Annotated in this window: 27 protein-coding genes, 1 pseudogene and 1 other annotated feature; all 28 genes and pseudogenes read right to left on the bottom strand. The window is 30.3% G+C overall.

The window, feature by feature from the left end; genetic code table 11:
* Positions 1–177: pseudogene (locus DW911_RS04795) on the bottom strand (3-deoxy-7-phosphoheptulonate synthase); the annotation flags it as partial.
* Between the two features lie 37 nt (positions 178–214).
* Positions 215–446, bottom strand: a binding site (T-box leader).
* A 38-nt stretch (positions 447–484) separates the two neighbouring features.
* Entirely contained in the window at positions 485–1,897 is a 1,413-nt protein-coding gene (locus DW911_RS04790; protein WP_233543008.1) for a polysaccharide deacetylase, read from the bottom strand.
* A gap of 139 nt (positions 1,898–2,036) precedes the next feature.
* On the bottom strand, positions 2,037–2,624 hold the full coding sequence (locus tag DW911_RS04785; protein ID WP_118433941.1) for a sugar O-acetyltransferase: 588 nt from the start codon (positions 2,622–2,624) through the stop codon (positions 2,037–2,039).
* Positions 2,625–2,768: 144 nt separating this feature from the next.
* The gene (locus tag DW911_RS04780) at positions 2,769–3,275 is read right to left on the bottom strand and encodes a hypothetical protein (RefSeq protein ID WP_118433943.1); all 507 of its coding nucleotides are present in this window, start codon (positions 3,273–3,275) and stop codon (positions 2,769–2,771) included.
* Positions 3,276–3,303: 28 nt separating this feature from the next.
* Positions 3,304–4,206: a hypothetical protein gene (locus tag DW911_RS04775; protein ID WP_118607526.1), complete on the bottom strand. Its 903-nt coding sequence runs from the start codon at positions 4,204–4,206 to the stop codon at positions 3,304–3,306.
* A 20-nt stretch (positions 4,207–4,226) separates the two neighbouring features.
* Positions 4,227–4,619 carry a TIGR04076 family protein gene (locus tag DW911_RS04770; protein ID WP_118607525.1) on the bottom strand — a complete coding sequence of 131 codons (393 nt, stop codon included), beginning with the start codon at positions 4,617–4,619 and terminating at the stop codon, positions 4,227–4,229.
* Between the two features lie 22 nt (positions 4,620–4,641).
* Complete coding sequence (locus tag DW911_RS04765; RefSeq protein WP_118433947.1) at positions 4,642–4,884, bottom strand: hypothetical protein; 243 nt, start codon at positions 4,882–4,884, stop codon at positions 4,642–4,644.
* Positions 4,885–4,904: 20 nt separating this feature from the next.
* Positions 4,905–5,087, bottom strand: coding sequence for a DUF6440 family protein (locus DW911_RS04760; RefSeq protein ID WP_118607524.1), 183 nt, complete (start codon positions 5,085–5,087; stop codon positions 4,905–4,907).
* Between the two features lie 34 nt (positions 5,088–5,121).
* Positions 5,122–5,574, bottom strand: coding sequence for a hypothetical protein (locus tag DW911_RS04755; RefSeq protein WP_118433951.1), 453 nt, complete (start codon positions 5,572–5,574; stop codon positions 5,122–5,124).
* A 107-nt stretch (positions 5,575–5,681) separates the two neighbouring features.
* Positions 5,682–5,975: a DUF3784 domain-containing protein gene (locus DW911_RS04750; protein WP_158568243.1), complete on the bottom strand. Its 294-nt coding sequence runs from the start codon at positions 5,973–5,975 to the stop codon at positions 5,682–5,684.
* A 29-nt stretch (positions 5,976–6,004) separates the two neighbouring features.
* A complete protein-coding gene (locus tag DW911_RS04745; RefSeq protein WP_118433955.1) occupies positions 6,005–6,562 on the bottom strand; it encodes a Sir2 family NAD-dependent protein deacetylase in 558 nt (185 codons plus the stop codon).
* A 133-nt stretch (positions 6,563–6,695) separates the two neighbouring features.
* On the bottom strand, positions 6,696–7,322 hold the full coding sequence (locus DW911_RS04740) for a LytR/AlgR family response regulator transcription factor (RefSeq protein WP_118433957.1): 627 nt from the start codon (positions 7,320–7,322) through the stop codon (positions 6,696–6,698).
* Positions 7,315–7,944 carry a hypothetical protein gene (locus tag DW911_RS04735; RefSeq protein ID WP_118433959.1) on the bottom strand — a complete coding sequence of 210 codons (630 nt, stop codon included), beginning with the start codon at positions 7,942–7,944 and terminating at the stop codon, positions 7,315–7,317. Before DW911_RS04735 ends, DW911_RS04740 begins: the two co-directional genes overlap by 8 nt.
* Before the next feature lie 135 nt (positions 7,945–8,079).
* A complete protein-coding gene (locus DW911_RS04730) occupies positions 8,080–8,769 on the bottom strand; it encodes a M24 family metallopeptidase (protein ID WP_118433961.1) in 690 nt (229 codons plus the stop codon).
* A gap of 63 nt (positions 8,770–8,832) precedes the next feature.
* Positions 8,833–9,153 (bottom strand): TfoX/Sxy family protein, encoded by a 321-nt coding sequence (locus DW911_RS04725; RefSeq protein WP_118433963.1) that lies wholly within the window; start codon positions 9,151–9,153, stop codon positions 8,833–8,835.
* Between the two features lie 18 nt (positions 9,154–9,171).
* The gene (locus tag DW911_RS11335) at positions 9,172–9,456 is read right to left on the bottom strand and encodes a pyridoxamine 5'-phosphate oxidase family protein (RefSeq protein WP_442896708.1); all 285 of its coding nucleotides are present in this window, start codon (positions 9,454–9,456) and stop codon (positions 9,172–9,174) included.
* Entirely contained in the window at positions 9,453–9,647 is a 195-nt protein-coding gene (locus DW911_RS10980; protein ID WP_199589190.1) for a pyridoxamine 5'-phosphate oxidase family protein, read from the bottom strand. The genes DW911_RS11335 and DW911_RS10980 overlap by 4 nt, the downstream gene beginning before the upstream one ends.
* A 77-nt stretch (positions 9,648–9,724) precedes the next feature.
* Positions 9,725–10,315 carry a bis(5'-nucleosyl)-tetraphosphatase (symmetrical) YqeK gene (yqeK, locus tag DW911_RS04715; RefSeq protein WP_118607523.1) on the bottom strand — a complete coding sequence of 197 codons (591 nt, stop codon included), beginning with the start codon at positions 10,313–10,315 and terminating at the stop codon, positions 9,725–9,727.
* Between the two features lie 5 nt (positions 10,316–10,320).
* On the bottom strand, positions 10,321–10,854 hold the full coding sequence (locus DW911_RS04710; RefSeq protein ID WP_199589192.1) for a GNAT family N-acetyltransferase: 534 nt from the start codon (positions 10,852–10,854) through the stop codon (positions 10,321–10,323).
* A gap of 84 nt (positions 10,855–10,938) precedes the next feature.
* Positions 10,939–11,475: a flavodoxin family protein gene (locus DW911_RS04705; RefSeq protein WP_118433967.1), complete on the bottom strand. Its 537-nt coding sequence runs from the start codon at positions 11,473–11,475 to the stop codon at positions 10,939–10,941.
* Positions 11,441–11,929, bottom strand: a complete 489-nt coding sequence (locus tag DW911_RS11330) for a DUF4405 domain-containing protein (protein ID WP_442896707.1) — start codon at positions 11,927–11,929, stop codon at positions 11,441–11,443. Before DW911_RS11330 ends, DW911_RS04705 begins: the two co-directional genes overlap by 35 nt.
* 139 nt (positions 11,930–12,068) lie before the next feature.
* Positions 12,069–12,755, bottom strand: coding sequence for a carboxymuconolactone decarboxylase family protein (locus DW911_RS04695; protein ID WP_118433971.1), 687 nt, complete (start codon positions 12,753–12,755; stop codon positions 12,069–12,071).
* A gap of 15 nt (positions 12,756–12,770) precedes the next feature.
* Positions 12,771–13,025 carry a flavodoxin gene (locus DW911_RS04690; protein ID WP_255415283.1) on the bottom strand — a complete coding sequence of 85 codons (255 nt, stop codon included), beginning with the start codon at positions 13,023–13,025 and terminating at the stop codon, positions 12,771–12,773.
* A 66-nt stretch (positions 13,026–13,091) separates the two neighbouring features.
* Complete coding sequence (locus DW911_RS04685) at positions 13,092–13,835, bottom strand: hypothetical protein (RefSeq protein WP_006426953.1); 744 nt, start codon at positions 13,833–13,835, stop codon at positions 13,092–13,094.
* Between the two features lie 140 nt (positions 13,836–13,975).
* The gene (locus tag DW911_RS04680; RefSeq protein ID WP_015513361.1) at positions 13,976–14,359 is read right to left on the bottom strand and encodes a DUF6262 family protein; all 384 of its coding nucleotides are present in this window, start codon (positions 14,357–14,359) and stop codon (positions 13,976–13,978) included.
* Complete coding sequence (locus DW911_RS04675) at positions 14,334–15,833, bottom strand: tyrosine-type recombinase/integrase (RefSeq protein WP_006426955.1); 1,500 nt, start codon at positions 15,831–15,833, stop codon at positions 14,334–14,336. The genes DW911_RS04680 and DW911_RS04675 overlap by 26 nt, the downstream gene beginning before the upstream one ends.
* Positions 15,823–17,553, bottom strand: a complete 1,731-nt coding sequence (locus DW911_RS04670; protein WP_007886448.1) for a tyrosine-type recombinase/integrase — start codon at positions 17,551–17,553, stop codon at positions 15,823–15,825. Before DW911_RS04670 ends, DW911_RS04675 begins: the two co-directional genes overlap by 11 nt.
* Before the next feature lie 28 nt (positions 17,554–17,581).
* Positions 17,582–18,706 (bottom strand): tyrosine-type recombinase/integrase, encoded by a 1,125-nt coding sequence (locus DW911_RS04665; RefSeq protein WP_006426957.1) that lies wholly within the window; start codon positions 18,704–18,706, stop codon positions 17,582–17,584.
* Positions 18,707–18,711: the final 5 nt, after the last annotated feature.

The raw sequence follows: 18,711 nt of genomic DNA, 5'->3' as shown, positions 1-18,711 counted from the left end.
TACTGCTGGATCTACTTCGATTTGTTCTGGATCTACTTTTGTTGTATCACCAACTAAACCAATAATAGTTTGTAAATCCCCTCTTGAAATATGAGCTTGTAACCCTTTTGCTTTTACTGCGTTTTCAATTCTTTCTACATCTTCTTGTTTTGTGTTTTGTTTTAATACAATAATCATCTCTATATCCCCCTTAAAAAAACAAAAAAACTCATCCATAAAGGACGAGTTGATTCCCGTGGTACCACCTTATTTCACCTATATATCACTATATAAGCCTCATCAAGTACTAACATACTTTTATCATATAACGGTGATAACCGGAGACGCCTACTCCATTCAACGTTCTACTCATAGCTGTATTCATAAATTACGCCAAATCTTTTTCCACCAACCAAAGACTCTCTATGTTTTAATAATTTATTACTATGTCTACTCACTGTATTTATTAACATCTTATCGAAAAGATGAAGTGAAGTCAAATGATTTAATTATTTATTCGTTGATGAGGAATAAATGATTGATCATTAATTGCTTCAAAACGATAACCTAATGCTTGATAATGTTCAATAATTGTAGGTAACGCTTGAACTGTTGTTGTTTTTGGTGATGAATCATGAAACAAAATATTAATATTATTAACATGTGATGATGTTGCCTGATTAATGATGGTATTAACAGCTACATTGTTTCCTGAAGCATCTGATGAACTGACATTCCAATCATAATATTGATATCCTCTATTTATCAATTCTTTAGATAGAGATGACATAAGTCCTGTACAATAACGACGTGAAATTGTATTAGATGACCCACCCGGAAAACGAACATAACGAGGAACATAGCCTATTAATCCTTTAACCATATTACCCACTTTCGTCAAATCATCAAAATAAGACTGAGATGATGCATATACTTTTTTATAATCGTGACAATATGTATGTAAAGCAATAGTATGTCCTTTTTCATGTGCTAATTTAATTAAATAATTATAAGTTTGATTATTTCCCGTAACAAAAAAAGTTGCTTTTGCGTGATAACGATCCAAAATATCCAAAATACTTTTTGTATTTTGAGATGGTCCATCATCAAATGTTAAATACACTATTTTTTCATTAGATTGTTTATTAATTCCTGCTGTAGTTCTATTAACAACTTGTATTTCTCTTTGTTTTGATATTTTATTACCAGAACGGTCTATTCCTGTATAAGTTACATAATATGTGCCAACTTGTGTTAAATCAACTTGGCTAAAATCAATTTGAAGTTGTGGACTAGGATCTCGATTATCTTTAATTTCTACACCCTTTTGATAATCCGCATTTCCTCCTGCCACGATAGTAAGTGTATCTAAACCTGTAATGTCAGGTGCTTCACTATCTTTAACGATAGTCACTTTAGCCTTTTTTTCAGTAATATTTTTACCTTCATCTTTAACGCAAACCGTCACTTCCTGTGTTCCTTCTTGATCAAAAGAATACTTCTTTTTAAAGTAAACTTGAGTATGGGTTGCATCCTTTATATTTTCTACCATATCTTGTGCCTGAACATGCATACCTAAATCTATATCTAGATTTTTAACATCAAACTGTGGAGCATGACTATCTACAACCTTTACATAAGTTTTATATTCTTTTTTCTTATAAGTATAAATAACAGAATATTGACCTAATTTTTGATAATTCACTTCTTTATCATTAATTTGGACACTTTTCAAAGAACCGTTCCTTACTTTTTTTATATTTTTTCTTGCATCATAGGCAGAATTAATTTCGATTTTTACTATCTTTTCATTAAATTCAATAGGTGAGCGTACTAAAAAATATATCAATAACAAAGCAATTGTCACAACAATTAAAACAATGATTCCTATTATTTTCCCTTTGATATTATTTTTCATCTTCATCACCCTTATTTTTATTATACTTGACTTATTCTTGTACTGTCTAGTAAATAGTTTACCCATATATAAGTATTCAATTAAAAAAAGTGAATAAATAAGTTACATTTTTCTTACTCGTTCACTTCAGCAATATATATTATTTATGATCAAAATAATCCGTTTTATCTGCTTCTGTAATTTTTCTTATGACTTTACAAGGATTCCCTACAGCAATTACATCACTAGGAATATCTTTTGTAACAACACTTCCAGTTCCAATAATCGTATTATCGCCAATAGTCACTCCTACTAATATTTTTACATCGCCACCTAACCAGACATTTTTGCCTATATGTACCGGTTTCCCAATACAAGCACCATTTATTCTTTCTTTTGCATCAAGGGCATGATTAACAGGATAAATACCTATATTAGGTCCAAGCAATGAATGAGCACCAATAGTCACTTCAGCACAATCTAGAATAACACAACCAAAATTAATATATACATCATCTTCAATAGTAATATTCTTACCAAATTCACAATGAAAATCCGGTTCAATCCAAACTCTTTGGCCTACCTTTTTAAACAGTTTTTCCATAAGTTGTTGCCTCAATTCAATATCTGCATCATCTGTTTTATTATAAGTTTTAAACAGTTTTTTGGCTTCAACTCTTCGATTAAACAAATCTTGATCAAAGTCATTGTACATCTTTCCTAATTGTAATTTATCCCACTCTGTCATTTTCACTTACTCCCTAGCATCTCATCATTTTAAAAACCATTTTTATTCATCATATTGATTAGAAATTGCACAACATATATGTTCATCATCTATTTTTTTGAGTTACTTCTATATAATTCACATGACATCCTTCACAAAATAACATTAGTTATCATTTTTTATATCATGAAATTTATTTCTTACTAAAAAAAGAAAAAGCGGTCTTAATAACCCTAGTGATAAAATGGTTGTTGCTGTTAAAATATCTCCATATCGAGGACTCACATTCATATATATTCTATGAGCTATGAAAGTATCTAAAATAAATGTAATGATCAACATCAATAATAAAACCAAAAACAAAACCATCTTCAATTGTTGGTAAAAAAAGAAATACATACTTAGTAAAAAAGATATCAAAGTAAGACAACTTGAGATCATTCCTAATGCTTTATAACCTACTATTTTTCCAAAAATAGACTTATTATAAAATGGTATCCATACTCTCATTCCTTCTTTATTCCACAAATTCTTAGTCATTAACCTCAATGCCATACTTTCAAAAACATAACTCATAACACTATAGGCTACAATTACAATAAAAATAGTTATGAAAAAAATAAAAATAGATGAAAGAATTCCCATTAAAAATAAAACACTCATTGCTCCCATATACATCCCTCTCAATAACCTTCACATCTTAAAATAAATCTAACATATTATCTAAATACATATATTCCCTTACATGTATTTGGTATTCAGGTTTAGTCATATAATAAAGTATAAACTCTAAAACTAAAGCACTTCCTAATCCTCTTCCTTCTATTTTAAATTGTGAAAATTCTTTTGGTAAATAAATATTCTTTATATCATCAATACTAATAAATGATGGGTTTTCCATTGCTTTTGAAAAAAGATATCCCTTATTGGCTTCTGGAGCCTTACATTGATGATCTAAACAATCTTCTCCTAAATTTTGACGACTTACAGTTTCATAACACAATTTTCTATCTTGACAGCCAATCCAACAACACTCATTACATAAAAATTCTAATTTATCTTTTTGCATTTGTGACCAATGGTCAAATTGATGAAAAGATTTATTTAAACGGAAATCTGGTACAACATAGCGAAATTCTTTTCTATTCACTTCATTTTCTAATTGTTCAAACTTCGTTATTACCTTGGTTGTAGAAGAAACAAAATAAAGTTTTGGATATTTCTTTTTTAAGTAATCTAGCAACAAATCACTATGGACAATAACACCATTTTGTATTTTACATCTTTCAAGCAAATCACAAAGATCATTACATCTTTGATCTAAAAGATGTTCTTTTTTTAATAAGGAATTACTAAAAGTAAGTCTTGCGGAAATATCATATTCCTGCATTAAACTCAAAACTTTTTGAGGATCAGGATTTTCGTAACTGATACGACCACCATTCCAAATGCAATTTGCAGGCGATCCATATATAGAACCTATATCACACCATTCATAAAAATATTCACGATGTTCTTTAAATAAAGGTAAGAACTTTTGATATAATTCGTAAAATTCAAATAAACCTGGAAGATGAAAATAAGCCTTTTTCATTTGTCCCATTTTATCACCTCAATGTAAATTTATTCATAATTAATCCGTTCAATTTTAAAGATAACTGGTCTTGTTCCATCACTGCAACAGGCAATCATTTCATTTTCGTTTTTCATCCACCCATTCATAATAGAGCCACCTTGTAATCCCGTATAGATGTAACGAGAAATCGCATCCCATGCTTCTGAACAAAATGGTAATTTAGGTCCTCCTGCTATCGTATCTCGATTACCATTTGTTTTGATTAAAGTATTCAATCCCATATGCCAAAAATCATCACGTTTATCATCACGATAAAATATAAATTCATCGCCTACATTGTAACATGGACAAACACCTGAATGAGGATTTGCACAATAATGTTGTTGTAATTCAGGATATAGCTTTTTATCTAAAACAGTTATTTTCACTTTATGTTTCATCATTTTCTCCTTAAAGTAACAATTATTTTTTACATTTTATAAACTCTTGAATACCTGTTATGAAGGATAAAAGAATAATCACGATATAGCCAATTTGAACAGCAATATGACTATGATGCCAATTATCTGCAGCAAGTACACACCATATGATACCTTGAACAAACTGGATTATCCAATTCATATTTGTATTGCTTTTGTTTTTATATTTTACAATGAGTAAAATAATATATATAACTAAAACAAGAAATAAAATAACGGTTACCATGATCTTCCTCCCTCATCAAATTATTTATTGATAATTGGTGTAATGACAGGTTTACCTTCTCTATCTAGTAATGGTGTCATTCCTCCTGCATTACCACTCGTATGGAATATATAATTCACTCCTGTTTCTCTATCAACCCAAATTTCTGTTAATGTTAGTTTTCCTTGTGAGTATACTTTTTCAAATCTTTTATCTTTTGCCATCGTTTTTCTCCTTATCTTTTATCTTATATTTTAATTATAAATTTAAAAATTTGTTTGCTCCTATTGAAAATAATTCAAATCTTTTTTGTGTTAAAGTATCCTCTTCTTCAATCCATACTTTGAAGATATTTTCTTTTTCATTATTAATAATCTTGCATAATTGTTTAGCAGTATATGTTTCTTCATTTAAATTATAAAAGTGAATAATTCTATCATCTAGCGTCATATTATATTTATTCTTACTAGAATATCCTGGAATACAATCCAATGGATCAGTACATTCCTTGTCATATTTTTTACATGGTTTGCAAATATCATCTCCATAAACAGTAAGTTTTAAAGTTATTAATGGATTATCAATAATCATATTAGCAACCTTGTAAAAATCATGTCCCATTTTTTCATCCGGTACAAATTTTTCTATACCTGCCCCATATAATTTAATAATATCAATAAAATGATGAGGCTTTATTAAAATTGTTTGCATAAAGTTTCCTTTCTCTAATCTACTTCATATGCTCTTGCTAGAACATAAAAAACGCATAAATATAACTATAGCTTATTTTACAAATATCATTTTCTCAATACCTTTTCTTATTTATTTTTTGAAACAATCTGACTCAATATCGTTCCTATTATCAAGGTAACGATATCTAAAATAATTGTATCATTTATACCAATAATAGAATTAGCTCCCAATATTAAAATGATTGCAGCTATATCAAGTGTTATAGCTAACACTCTACATAACCTCATTTTATTTATTTTTTCTTTATCATCTTTACTTAAATCATGATATCCAGCAATCATATTGGAACATTTGCCAAAATATAAAGGAATAGAAATACCCACTAATAGAATCGTACATAGCAGTAATGGTATTTTCATATCACTCATTTTCTCCTAAGTCTTTGAAACTAACCTTTATTTAGTAATTCTTCTAGAACTTTTCTTACATTATGAGCAGCATCTTCTTGGATTTCAATTATTTTTGCACCCCTAGCTTTAGCAACTTCTCTTAAATCAACCGATATTCCTGTATGAAATGAACATCCAACAACTAAAAAGACATCTCCTGGTTGTAAAGCATAAACCATTTCATAAGCTTTTTGATAGTTTGGTGCTGGATCTCCATAAAGTACAGGTTTGTTATATAAAGAATACGCTTTATCCATTTCATCATCTTCCGGTAAACCACCGTGTAATTCCAAAGCATCACTTCCTGCCATTTTATGTAATCCATCAATATTCATTGTAATAATGGGAATATGATATTGTGCTAAAACAATATGTGCATCGTTAGGCTTTGCACCATTCATATTAGCTTTTAATTGTTTAATGACCTCATTATATTCTTCATGATGTGTATTAGCGTAACTTCTAAATAGTTTTTCTCTTACATCTGGTCTTTCCATAAATGTTGGTATATTACTTTGTTTTGATATTCCCGCTCCTGTAAATGCGAATATTTTCATTTTCATCATCCCCTTAACTCATTAAAATTATAGCACACAAATTGATTTACATAATAAAAAGAACTTCAATTCACAACATTGTAAAAAAGTTCTTTTCATATAAAAATCAACTATTAACTTCATTCCTTATAATTTATATTTTCAATAATTTTTTAAAAGTTTTGCCAATCGGTATTTGAGTTGAATCATTAAGAATAATTTCATGACTTGTTTTTTTATAAATAAAACTCTTATTTACAACAAATGATTTATGGGTTTGTATAAATCCATATGGTTGTAGTTTAAAAAATGCATCTGATAATTTTTCACGAACAACAAAAGAAGCCTGTTCACTATGAACCACTAAATTATGTCCATAAGATTCAATATACATAATTGTTTTAGCACATAAACGAATATGTGAGTAACTTGTTTTAAACTCTATATAGTAATCTAAATTATTATTTTTCATTTCAAAAAAATCAAACATTTGTGATAAATCATCTTCAGTACATGGATTTTTCATAAATAATACAGGCTTGATATCTAATAAATCAAACATGTAAGTTTCATCATCTACAACACAAATCATGTCTGAATGATATTTGCCTTTTAAATTAATAGCTCGATGAAGATCCTCTATAGTATTAATTAAAATAATAATAACAGACTGACTATCTAATTGATTTTCATCTACATATTCAATATATGGATTATTCTTTAAATATTTCTTGATTTGTTCACTTATACTTTCAGAACATTTAAAAGAGATTTTAATCATGTTTCATCCCTCTTTCTAATTCTTTTATATAAGTATTAAAACTATCAACATTCCCACTAAGTAAAGAACAAATATTATACTTATCTATCACTGTGATCCCACATTGTTCAATATAATCAATAAACGCTTTATAAGTTCCATCTTCTATCGCATTCATTGTAGTAGGAACGATAGTAAATTGAGAATGATCGGTTAATAAAAATGTTAACTGAATTGCATAACCATTTTGTGCCCAGCCTCCTGTAGTCTTTACATAACTTATTTTTATTAAACTGATATGTTCCATATCTAACAAAAATATATTATCTGCACTATTATTTGTTTTTAAAAGTTGGAATACACCTTTCAATCCGCTATTGGTACGATAATAACCTAATTTTTTATTCTTTATTTCCAGATACTCTGAACTACCTGATAAAGATAAAAAGAATATTTCAGCAACAATAAAAACAATCATACTAATAAAGATTATTTCTATGTTATTCAACATTAAATATGTTTTTAACAAATTAAATAATCCAACAAAAATAATCATTCCTTGCACAAGAGATAAACTAATAAAATTAACTAGCATTTTCTTTTTATTAATTTTGATTCCTAAAACAATATTTTCCTCTTTCATGTTCAACTCTCCTTTACAACTTTTATTATATTCAATCCATTCATGTCATAAATCAGTTAGGCATGAAAGCAATCATTGTTGTCATCAAAGCTAATAAAATAGTGTCATATCACATATAAAATTACTGAACTTACATTATAATTCTACTAACTGCCCATTGTCAAAATAATAAATATTTTCTTTTTTATAGCCATATGGAGAATTTGATACGCTTATGTGAGGTTCAAATGTAAAATAATTTACATCACTTAATTTTATTTTATTCCCTTTTTCAATATAAATTCTATCTTCGCTTTTATTTACAATAGAATGTCCTAAATTTCCTAAAAAATCCAAATTTATAAATCCTTCTTTATTTATCATATTATTCATATGAAAATAAAGATCTTCAAAAGTTGTTTCAACAGTAACATACTTTAATAATTCTTGATGTAAACTATTTTCCATTTGTAGTCCTTTTCTCCAATCATTATTTTGAATGTTATCTATACAATCAACAACTATCCCATTTTCAACAACAATTGTCCTTGCATAATCTCCCCAAATATTATTGTTTTGGGGTGACAAATCTATGGTAATAATATCGTCATTTTGAATAAATCTATCAGATGTTGTATAGTGTTTCCCCGATATTGAAACATATGTTTCATCTCCCGAAAAAATAAATGCACCTATATTCCAATACCAAAAAGAATCAGCTCCCAATATAAACATTTTCTTTTCTAAATCTTTTCTTAAATCAACCAATGACATACCTGATTTAATAATCTCTTTTGCATATTGCATTGTCAATTTTGCTAAGTTTTGAACATCCTTATTTTCCATAAATTTTGTAGCTCCCTTCATATGAAAACTATTATATTGCTTTATCAAGCATGTCGTTTCCTATTAATTATTCTTTCTTTTTTTAGGTTCTGGTAACTGATCTACCATAATTTGAAAAAGCCCAGTTAAAAATTTGGGTTGATCAACTTCATTAACCAGCAACATTTCTTTTGCTCCATCATATGGCTTTTCATATACGACAGTAGGCATATATTCAATAGCTGTTTTTACCGGCTTTACAAGTAATCTATCATCATATATTCCACCTACTATCTTACCTTGATAATAAATAATAAATTCTCCCATCATTGATCTATATGTAACATCCGTTAGGTCAGATAATTGAGCCAAGATAAATTGTAAATATTGTTTACTTGATGCCATCCATATCTTCTCCTTATATTATGATTCATTAACTAATTTTCCTGTTATATGTTCAGGTGTTAATTCAAGGCAAAGAACAGCAGGTCCAGAATGTAAAAGTTCATGTTTTAAATATGCTTCATCATCTGTAAACTTCTTACAAAGATTTGAACATATTTCCTCATTTTTATCTTTGCTTTCTACTAGATGAATTTTTCCAAATACGACTACACTACGAATATTTAAAGACCATTCCCCCTCTTTACGATATCCTTTATCGTAGACACAAAATGAAACCTTCTCATATTTTTTGACAGCGTCTATTTTATGTCCTGATTTAGCACCATGAAAATAGATTTTCCATCTTTTTCATTATACCAATGATTCATTGGGATTCCATAAGGGTAACCATCATCTCCTAATACAGACAATACGCCTCTTGGTTCATTTTTTAAAACTTCTATACATTCTTCTTTACTTAACTCTTGTTTAAATCTTCTCATTTTACGAAACATCTTTGATTCTCCTTCACTATCTTTTTTAAGACTTCCTTATCGTTCCATAGGCATGTCCACTTACTAGAGTATACATATCAGCAATGATTTTTTTCATCTTGGATTCTCCTTTGTAATTGATGATAAGCCTCTAACAACCAAGTATGAGGCATTAATATTTGATGATGATCAAATTGATATTGCATAAAATAATAGCATTCTTCATCTAATGAAATTGCTATTGCTTTCTTTAAGCCTTGATAATAAGGTGGTATGCCTGATTGATCCCACGCTAGTTTATCAGATAAAAATATAACTTTATCATACTCATTAGCATCTTTTTTCAAAGTTGTATGACATTCAATCGCATCTAAAATATCTTGATCATGTATATCAAAATAATTATAAGCGATATATTTTGAAATACGCTGATGTAACAAAAAATGATATTTTTCTTCACTGGGATCAATATCTAAATATAACTGTTGACTATAAAAATACATTTCATCATGACTTACAATAGCACTGATATCATGAAGTAAAGCTGCTATTTCTAATTTTTCTATATCTAAATGATATTGCTTTCCAAGAATTCGTGCTACTTGAAAAACATGATAAACATGACGATAAGTTGATTCCTTATGATATTTGAAATATAGATCCTTTATTTCATTTTTTAATTTTTCCATATATCTTATTTCAACCTTTTTTCTAATAACACTAAACGAACATCTGGGATACCATTAAATTGTGTTGGTATGATTCCTATTTCTTGATACCCTAATTTATAATATAAACCACGTGCTGCTTTATTTTTTTCATTTGTATCTATACGCAATTCATAATAACCATGTTCTTTTGCATAATCTTCATAAAATTGAACAAATAATTTACCATACCCTTTGTTTTTAACATAGGGTGAAATAACTAAAGTATGTAAAACACATACTTCATCAGGTAAAGCTCGATATTGCCAACTCCCCTTTGCATACATCTCACCCTGAATTTGGTTAATAATCGCACTGCCTACTATGTTATCATTATCTTCTAATACATATAAATCACTTCTTTTTAATGCATCATAAGCAGTTTGTTTAATTGGATAAATATTGCGTAACCAACCAGTAGTTGTTTTATTTTGTTCTTCTAAATCATGTATTTGATTATATAATTCTTCAACATCTTCTAAATCTTTTGATTGTGCTTTTCTAATACATATTGTTTTCATTATTCATCATCCTTTTGTAATTAAAATTATTATACATGATAAAAAGATGAAAAAAAATAACTTGTCATGATAACAAGTTATCTTTTATTTAATGCTTAATCCTAACTCATATGCTTTTTGAGGATAAATACTGTTTTGTGTCATAGATACAGTTCCACAACCTAAACCTAATACTGATCCTAAATTCTTAAAATGTAAATAACGACAAATAGTGAGATAATGATGATACAAATCACTCATTGCTTCATTAGATTGTTCATAAGCTACAGAAAGCAAAACACTTTTTTTATGAGCGTTCATCAATGCACCATTAAAACTATAAAAACGATCAATCATCAATTTTAATTGAGCTGACATACCAAAATAGTAAAGTGGAGTAACAAACACCAATAAATCATGGTTCATTATCATTTCTTTAATATGATACATATCATCCTTTTGAACACAATCCCCATCCATTCCACAATAATCACAACCTAAACAGGGATGAACTGTACTGTGTGCAATATCTATAACATCAACTGTATGACCATTTTCTTTTACCCCTTTAATAAAATGGTCTGCCAACATTCTAGAGGAACCCCTTTTATGAGGACTTCCTAATAAGACGAGTACTTTCATATTTTCTCACCCCTTTTAATAAAATATCTGTTAATCCCACAAATAAAATCATCATTGCAAGATGATCTAAATAAAAGATAAAAATTGATGTAGTATCAAAAAAATAATACTCAACCCTAAAAAACATATAAGCTAAAATATTTCTCTTTATTAACACATATAAACCATATAAAGATATGACTAAATAAAATATCTTGAAATGTTGTTTTCTCAAAATTCCTCTTACATGAATTCCTATATGACAAACAACCAAAATAAAACACCAATAACAAAGCGCTAAATATATTCTTCTAAAAAGAGCCATCCCTTGATGAATCCCACTTATATAAGACGACATCATAAAACCACTTATCATTTGTAAAAGCATACAAAGAAGTAATAACACATTAATAATAAAAATAATGATTCTTGGATATGTGTATTTTCCTTTTAAAAGCGTCTTATACCAACTCATATTGAGAATTTGATGAATAATAAATAACACAAAACAAAGTATGCCTATTAACATATGGCTACTTTTATCAAAGTAAAAGTAGCCCATGAGAAAAAACAAAGATAACAACATCAATAAATCTATGATCTTTTTTAGTTTTTTATTTTGCATTTTCACTTGCTTTATTAATACAACTTATTGCATTTAAACTACGAGGATATCCCATATATGGTAAACATTGTAATACAACATTAGTAAGAAATGCTGCATCATTTCCTAAATTGAAGTTTCCTTGAATATGTGCCATAACTTGAGGTTCACAACCACCTTGACCATATAAGAAACAAAAAGTAATCATTTCTCTTTGTTTTAAATCTAAACCAGTTCTTGTATAGTAATCACCAAAACAGTTAGAGGCTAACCATTTATTCACTGTTCCTTTTTTCCAAGCTTCATTCATATGTTCACCAAAAATATCTACTTGTGCTTGAATCCCTTTTTCTAATCTGTTTTCTATAGTTGTCGTAGTTTGTGATTCTAAAGGAAGTTCAATTCCTTTTTGTACAAATACTTCATTTGTTACTTTTAAAAATTCAAGCATTCTTCCATAACCTAAATAATCAGTTGCTTGATAAATCATTTCTTTAACTTTAATAGGTGATAAAACATCAAGTGCTTGATTTAAGACTTCTTCATAAGCACAAATTCCTTGATTACCCATCAATACTGATAAAATAGCTAAATAACGTGTTTCTTCATCAAGCTTATTGCCTTCATCATTTTTTACTTCTTCTAAAAAATAATCTAATCTTTCTTTATATTCTTTATCTGTTGCATATAAATTCATATTTTTTCCTCTTTTCTAATTTATTTTATTTAACCAGTTTTTTAAATCTTGTTGACATTGATCAACATCATCACTTCCTACATGAAATCCCTCAGTAACATCAGCCTCCGGTTCAAGTTTTTTTATTGTTTCTACAGTTTGACTTAAGCCACTTCCTCCACTTGTACAAAATGGAACAATCTTTTTATGAGATAAATCATATTCATCAAAAAAAGAATAAAGGATCATAGGCATATCTTGCCACCAATTAGGGAAGTAAAATGTAGCCAGTTCCCCTCATGCGTTGATTTTACTGGGTTTAACTGTATACAAAACTGTGTTTACTGTTACTATCTTTCATTCTTTTCCAAAATAGCTTTGAAGCATAGGCCACATTATTTTCATATATGACACAAAGCTCAGCTCTACTTGTGCTTCATTAAACCATCCAACCATAAAGCTATTTATCTCTTCAAATAATACTTTTGAAAGTTTCTGAATAATAATTGTGTTATCCACTTCTTCAGTATAATCTTTCGCATACATTTTACATATAGAACGCACTCCAAAATAATTATATAGCACACCTACCGTTGTTTTTAATGCTTCAATATCTCTTGGAAAATCTGTTCTATTCATCATATTCACTACTAATTGATGTCTTGAGTTTAGGTAATTCCTAACTGTACTATTACCTATTTCAACATCAACTGTAAATGAAAAATCTTGAGTTTGTATACTATCTGCTCCTAACATTATCATCAATTCAACTTGTGCTGCATGATATTCTGTATAACCAGACAAAGCCATATATTTCCAAGAATCTTGCTTTGCATACATTTCCGTATCTAAAATATGCGTAAATTCATGAAACACAATATACCTTGGTATTTCCGAACTTTTGCATATCCTTAATATATGTTCATCTGTTTTCGTATTATAGTAAGCTTGGGCGGCTGAAGCGAATCCTGCTGCATCGCTTTCCTCAACATTAATTTCAAAAAAATCTATCTTATACTGTGGTAATTTCTCAATTTCCATAAACTCAATATATTCTTTTTCATATTCTTTAATTAAATTTTTAATTTGTATTTCTGTCATATTGTTTTATACCTCATATCAAAGTTAGCATTTCACTTTTAGTATACCATAAAACAATCCCATTCTCATTCTATATATTTTATCCTCAACGATGAAAAGATGTGTCTGCACACATCTCTTCCATCTTATTATTTTCAATGTTATAAGTTCTTAATAAAATTCAAATCCTGTTTCCGTAATGCCTTCTGTAACTTTTCGTTCTTTCTCTTCAGTTCCTTATTTTCTCTGCTCAGAGCTGCCACCTTCTGGTTCAACAGTTCAATCTGTTTTTCCATCGCCATGTTCAGAATTTCTCTTCTTGGATCTATCATTCCGGCCTGTTGCTCTACTGCTTGGTTCAATGTATCCCGGACGGTTGGATTTTTATAAAAGAATCCTCTCGACAATCCAGTTTTCTTCATCAGCTTTGGAACGCTGATACGTTCTTTATTTGCCAGCATATCTTGTATTGCTTGCAATGCCAGTTCAATTTTCTCTTTACTTTTTCTCTGATTTTCCTCAATCATCTTGTCGTATTTGCTCATATTCTTCACCCCATCTTGCCAGACTCATATATATGATGTCACTCATCCTCTGTCTTACTTCTCTGGTTTCGTCTGCCATTCTTTGATTGCTCATTTTCCGGTAATGCTGTACATTATTCAGTCTTTTATGCCCCAATAGTCTCGCTATCGTCCAGTCATCCAGATGCATTTCTGTAAGTTTGACGCCATAGTAGTGCCGGAACATGTGCGTTCCAAACCCGAATAATTCGCCATGATCATCTTTCAACTGCTTTTCCTGTATCATGGACATGACTTTTGTTTTTATAGCCATATACTGCATCGGGCGGTCAGGTTCTTTTTCATTAACAAATATGTATTCTGTATCACCGAACTTTTCCTGTGTATATTCAATAGAACTCTGTAACAGTTTTGCAAGTTCTTTACTGATCGGTTTTTTATATCTTTTAGTTTTAACTTGATATATTTCAATCATATCTTGGCCATTTTCTCTCGTCAGACAATCTGGTCTCAGTGTAAGGGTATCTGATATCCTAGTTCCAAGCATCTGATGTATCAGAAGACATCTTGCAATCTGTACATCCATCTGTGTAATTTCCGCATTCAGTCGTTTCATTTCATCATCAGAATACACTCTAAATTCTGCATTTACTTCCGGTGGAATATCCGTATTAATAAATAAATGCTCCAATCTTTCATAGCTGTAAATTTTTCCGATTGTCTCTAACTGTCGTCTTAATGAAATTACATAAGAACTATTCGCACTATGGGAAGTATCTTTTGTTGACAGATGTATCAAAAATTCTTCCAACACTTCTCTGTCTATTTCACTGCAGCTTTTTATTTTGGAATACTCTTTTTGGAGATATTCTGAGAATATCCTCATTATTGTCAATTCTCCCTGTACAGTTCCTATTGCTTCATACTGCAGATTCATATAAACAGCTTTCTTACATTCTTCCCTGATATCTGGCTGATATATTTTTCTGAAATCCAGTGTTTTTACATTATAAATTGGATTGGATCTGATTTTAATATCCAGATTTTTTAGTTCCCAAACATCTTTTTCTATCTCATCCCGTAAATCTTCTGGCCCTAAAAATTTCAGTACGTTTCTGAAATATAATATCGTCACTGCTTCGCCATAGCTTACTGTACCATACACACTCTTCTTTTCTTTTACAATAGTTATTCCCTGTTCTAACATCCAGCCTTTTAAAAGTGATATCCATTTTTCTGGATTTCTATCTCCAAGGCTTTTGATTCTCCGATTTATTCTGCTGTTCAAAAACTTTGCAATATGATTATAAGCTGTTCGATCCTGAATCAATGCTCTAAACGTTCCGTTTTTGCAGCGATACATAATATAACCTCGAAACTCTTCCTTTAATTCTTGCGTTGGAAGCAACGTTAAATCAAATTTTCCATTATCCTTACGTGTCCCTGTTTCTTGTAAATTGGGGAAATCGCTGAAGTATATAATATCATTTTCCATCTTTTTCCTCTTTCTTTAGCCATGATGCTAAACTACTTCCTTGCATTTCAAAGAACTCATCATTTGCTTTTGCAATCCTTTGCGGCATATAATCAATATACTGTCTTGTCATCTCTTCATAAGTATGTCCAAGATAATCCCTGATACTTTGCAGTGATACATGACTGTCATAAAACATAGTTGCTACTGTATGTCGATAATCGTGTGATTGAAATAAATATTCTCCATTTGCAATCTTATTTTCCCGGCACGCTTCTATCATCTGAGTTCGGAATGTACCATATAGACAAGCACCACCTCTGCTGTTTTTAAAAATGAATTCTTCAGGCTGAATTTCATGTTTTTTCAAGTATACTTTCATAATCTGATAAAGTGCCTGTGGGATTGGAATCCTTTTATAATTCTTCATTTTGACCTGATACACCTGAATCCAATAATCCTCGCCCTGCTGATAATAAGCATTTCCTTTCAATGTACACACTTCACTCGCCCGTAATCCTAGACACCACAGATGTAGGAACATACATCGTAATCGCTCTGGAAAAAGATATAATTTTTTCAAAATTTCCATATATACTGTTTCCTCAACGCTACGATCATGATGTACTATTACTTCTTTTTGTTGGAAATATTCAATTCGGAATGGCATTCTTGTAATATACTGTTTAACTTCCATGAATTTATAAAAATGACCGATACCGAAAATTCTTTCATTAAATCCCTTTGCCTGTATTCCCCGTTCTCGCAAGCCGTCTGCATACTTTTTTACTTCTGCGACAGTTGCATGAATCGCCAGTATCTTTTCTTGTTCCAGCAGTTCAATAAAATTTCTAATACATACAAATCTTCGTACAATCGTGCTGACTGCCTGTCCAGTAATTCCCAGTTCATATTTCATGTATGCCTGTAAAATTTCTCGATTCTGTATTTCCTTGACTTCCATAAAAGAAATGCTAATTAAGGATTTACTTTCGTCTATCCGATGTTTTCCAAGATGTAATCGTTCCAGATACCATACATTTGCTTCCCATTGGATCTGTTCCTGCTGCATAAACGCATCTCTTCTGCATTCACCTAAAATACTTCGTTGACTCGTTTCGGGAAAATTCTTTAAAATAGTTTCCACTTGTTCCATTTCCAGCAATCCAATATCCGTAATATTTAACTGAACACAAGAATCATAAAGAAGTTTTAAGGATTTTAACCTGACATTTCTATAAGCCTTAGACATTGAAGTATTGGCAATGATACGACTCAACGTATAAAAAATTTGTTTCTTTAAAACTTCTGAACAATTTTGTGTAAAATCCCACACCAATAGGTTTGTTTTATAAGAAGTTTCAAAGGTCTCAGCTATTTCCTTTTCCGGATAATACTTCAGAAAATAAATTTTATTTTGATATTTCCATTCATATATCCGCTTTCCATTTAGCGTCTGCATTTGTTGATAGATATGTTGTTGTTTTACCGTATCATATATTTTCAAATAGAAAGATACAATTTGTGATCGTATCTGTCCTCTTAAATATTGTTCATACGAATTTCGCAAAGGATAATCCATTTCTTCCAGATGCCAGATTTTTCTATCTGCCAAGAACTTTTTCAATTTGTTAATTCTTGAATCGCTTTTTATTCCAAGTGCATCAATTTCTGAATATAGTTCCTGCTTTTTCTTCTCAATATCTACTTCAGATTCTGTTATGTGTTCTGCCTGTTGCAATAAATATATAGGTATTTCTCACACCTCCCTACTCCAGCAGACGTTCCGCCCCATAAATAGCAGTGTGTTGTGCATAAAACTCATTACTTGCTTCTATCAGTTCATCATCCAGCCAGTCCAGATACTTTATAGTCGTATCCAAATGTTTATGCCCCAATGCCTGACTGATCATTTCCAGTTCCCATCCTGCCTGCTTTCGCATATTTGCAAAATAGTGACGTAACATGTGGGGTGTGATTTTAACTCCGGTTTTCTTTTCCATTCGGTCCAACATATCATATACACTGTCCACTCTTAATGGCTTTCCAATGTTCTCACCCATGATATTCACAAACAGGTAATCCTGATGTTGCAGGATTTTCCGATATTTTGCCAGATAATCCATGAGAAATTCAAACGTATCATTACTTATCTTGGCACTTCTGTATTCCGCATTTTTGGCTCTCGCTTCATTTTCATTATCTTCCCGGAAGCATACCCTTATCATGTGATTCCTATAATCAATATCTTTGACATATTTTACTCCCAGTAGTTCCCCAATTCTGTATCCGGTTTCTGCTAACATAAGTAACAGAAGCTGATCTCTTCGGTTCGTACAGGCCTGTAAAATTGTAATAATCTGATTTTCTTTTGCTGTTCTCCCACGATGTTCCTCTTCCTTCAGATAGGCTTTAAAAGAATGATTCCGCAGTACCTTTTTTACTCCCACCTGATTAACCGCTATAATCTGGTTATACGATAAGGTTTTGAGACTTCCGTACTGTTCATATTCTGCCTCTATAAATAAATAGAACCTGAACACATCTTTTAAGTATGCGTTGCAGGTTCCTTCATTCGGACACTTCTTTTCTCCAGCCGTTTGCTCTGTATGGTTTCCGGCTTTAAGCCAGTATAAAAATTCCACAAAGTGTTCTGTCTGTTTTTCATAATCTAACTGATAGACTTCTGTGAGTTCCATTTCTTTCTCTGCCATATATTTCATATAATAGCAGATTGAAAATGCTGTGCGTTTCACTGTATTTGGTGAACGTTTACATTTAATCTTATGCATTAGATATTTACTTGGCAGTTCTTCAATACTCATTGTTTCCAGATTTCTGATGAAAAAATATTTTTCTGTTCCATCTTTTATCGTTTCCACCTTGTATATCATAAGCT

It is taken from the genome of Erysipelatoclostridium sp. AM42-17 (genome assembly GCF_003480255.1).
Lineage (GTDB): Bacteria > Bacillota_I > Bacilli_A > Erysipelotrichales > Coprobacillaceae > Faecalibacillus.
This window is presented reverse-complemented; position numbering and strand designations above follow the sequence as displayed.

Bases quoted from the DNA above. Each gene is read 5' to 3' on its own strand.
- DW911_RS04790 (WP_233543008.1), bottom strand. From the start codon at position 1,897: ATGAAAAATAATATCAAAGGGAAAATAATAGGAATCATTGTTTTAATT.
- DW911_RS04785 (WP_118433941.1), bottom strand. From the start codon at position 2,624: ATGACAGAGTGGGATAAATTACAATTAGGAAAGATGTACAATGACTTT.
- DW911_RS04780 (WP_118433943.1), bottom strand. From the start codon at position 3,275: ATGGGAGCAATGAGTGTTTTATTTTTAATGGGAATTCTTTCATCTATT.
- DW911_RS04775 (WP_118607526.1), bottom strand. From the start codon at position 4,206: ATGGGACAAATGAAAAAGGCTTATTTTCATCTTCCAGGTTTATTTGAA.
- DW911_RS04770 (WP_118607525.1), bottom strand. From the start codon at position 4,619: ATGAAACATAAAGTGAAAATAACTGTTTTAGATAAAAAGCTATATCCT.
- DW911_RS04765 (WP_118433947.1), bottom strand. From the start codon at position 4,884: ATGGTAACCGTTATTTTATTTCTTGTTTTAGTTATATATATTATTTTA.
- DW911_RS04760 (WP_118607524.1), bottom strand. From the start codon at position 5,087: ATGGCAAAAGATAAAAGATTTGAAAAAGTATACTCACAAGGAAAACTA.
- DW911_RS04755 (WP_118433951.1), bottom strand. From the start codon at position 5,574: ATGCAAACAATTTTAATAAAGCCTCATCATTTTATTGATATTATTAAA.
- DW911_RS04750 (WP_158568243.1), bottom strand. From the start codon at position 5,975: ATGAAAATACCATTACTGCTATGTACGATTCTATTAGTGGGTATTTCT.
- DW911_RS04745 (WP_118433955.1), bottom strand. From the start codon at position 6,562: ATGAAAATATTCGCATTTACAGGAGCGGGAATATCAAAACAAAGTAAT.
- DW911_RS04740 (WP_118433957.1), bottom strand. From the start codon at position 7,322: ATGATTAAAATCTCTTTTAAATGTTCTGAAAGTATAAGTGAACAAATC.
- DW911_RS04735 (WP_118433959.1), bottom strand. From the start codon at position 7,944: ATGAAAGAGGAAAATATTGTTTTAGGAATCAAAATTAATAAAAAGAAA.
- DW911_RS04730 (WP_118433961.1), bottom strand. From the start codon at position 8,769: ATGGAAAATAAGGATGTTCAAAACTTAGCAAAATTGACAATGCAATAT.
- DW911_RS04725 (WP_118433963.1), bottom strand. From the start codon at position 9,153: ATGGCATCAAGTAAACAATATTTACAATTTATCTTGGCTCAATTATCT.
- DW911_RS10980 (WP_199589190.1), bottom strand. From the start codon at position 9,647: ATGTTTCGTAAAATGAGAAGATTTAAACAAGAGTTAAGTAAAGAAGAA.
- yqeK (WP_118607523.1), bottom strand. From the start codon at position 10,315: ATGGAAAAATTAAAAAATGAAATAAAGGATCTATATTTCAAATATCAT.
- DW911_RS04710 (WP_199589192.1), bottom strand. From the start codon at position 10,854: ATGAAAACAATATGTATTAGAAAAGCACAATCAAAAGATTTAGAAGAT.
- DW911_RS04705 (WP_118433967.1), bottom strand. From the start codon at position 11,475: ATGAAAGTACTCGTCTTATTAGGAAGTCCTCATAAAAGGGGTTCCTCT.
- DW911_RS11330 (WP_442896707.1), bottom strand. From the start codon at position 11,929: ATGAGTTGGTATAAGACGCTTTTAAAAGGAAAATACACATATCCAAGA.
- DW911_RS04695 (WP_118433971.1), bottom strand. From the start codon at position 12,755: ATGAATTTATATGCAACAGATAAAGAATATAAAGAAAGATTAGATTAT.
- DW911_RS04685 (WP_006426953.1), bottom strand. From the start codon at position 13,835: ATGACAGAAATACAAATTAAAAATTTAATTAAAGAATATGAAAAAGAA.
- DW911_RS04680 (WP_015513361.1), bottom strand. From the start codon at position 14,359: ATGAGCAAATACGACAAGATGATTGAGGAAAATCAGAGAAAAAGTAAA.
- DW911_RS04675 (WP_006426955.1), bottom strand. From the start codon at position 15,833: ATGGAAAATGATATTATATACTTCAGCGATTTCCCCAATTTACAAGAA.
- DW911_RS04665 (WP_006426957.1), bottom strand. From the start codon at position 18,706: ATGATATACAAGGTGGAAACGATAAAAGATGGAACAGAAAAATATTTT.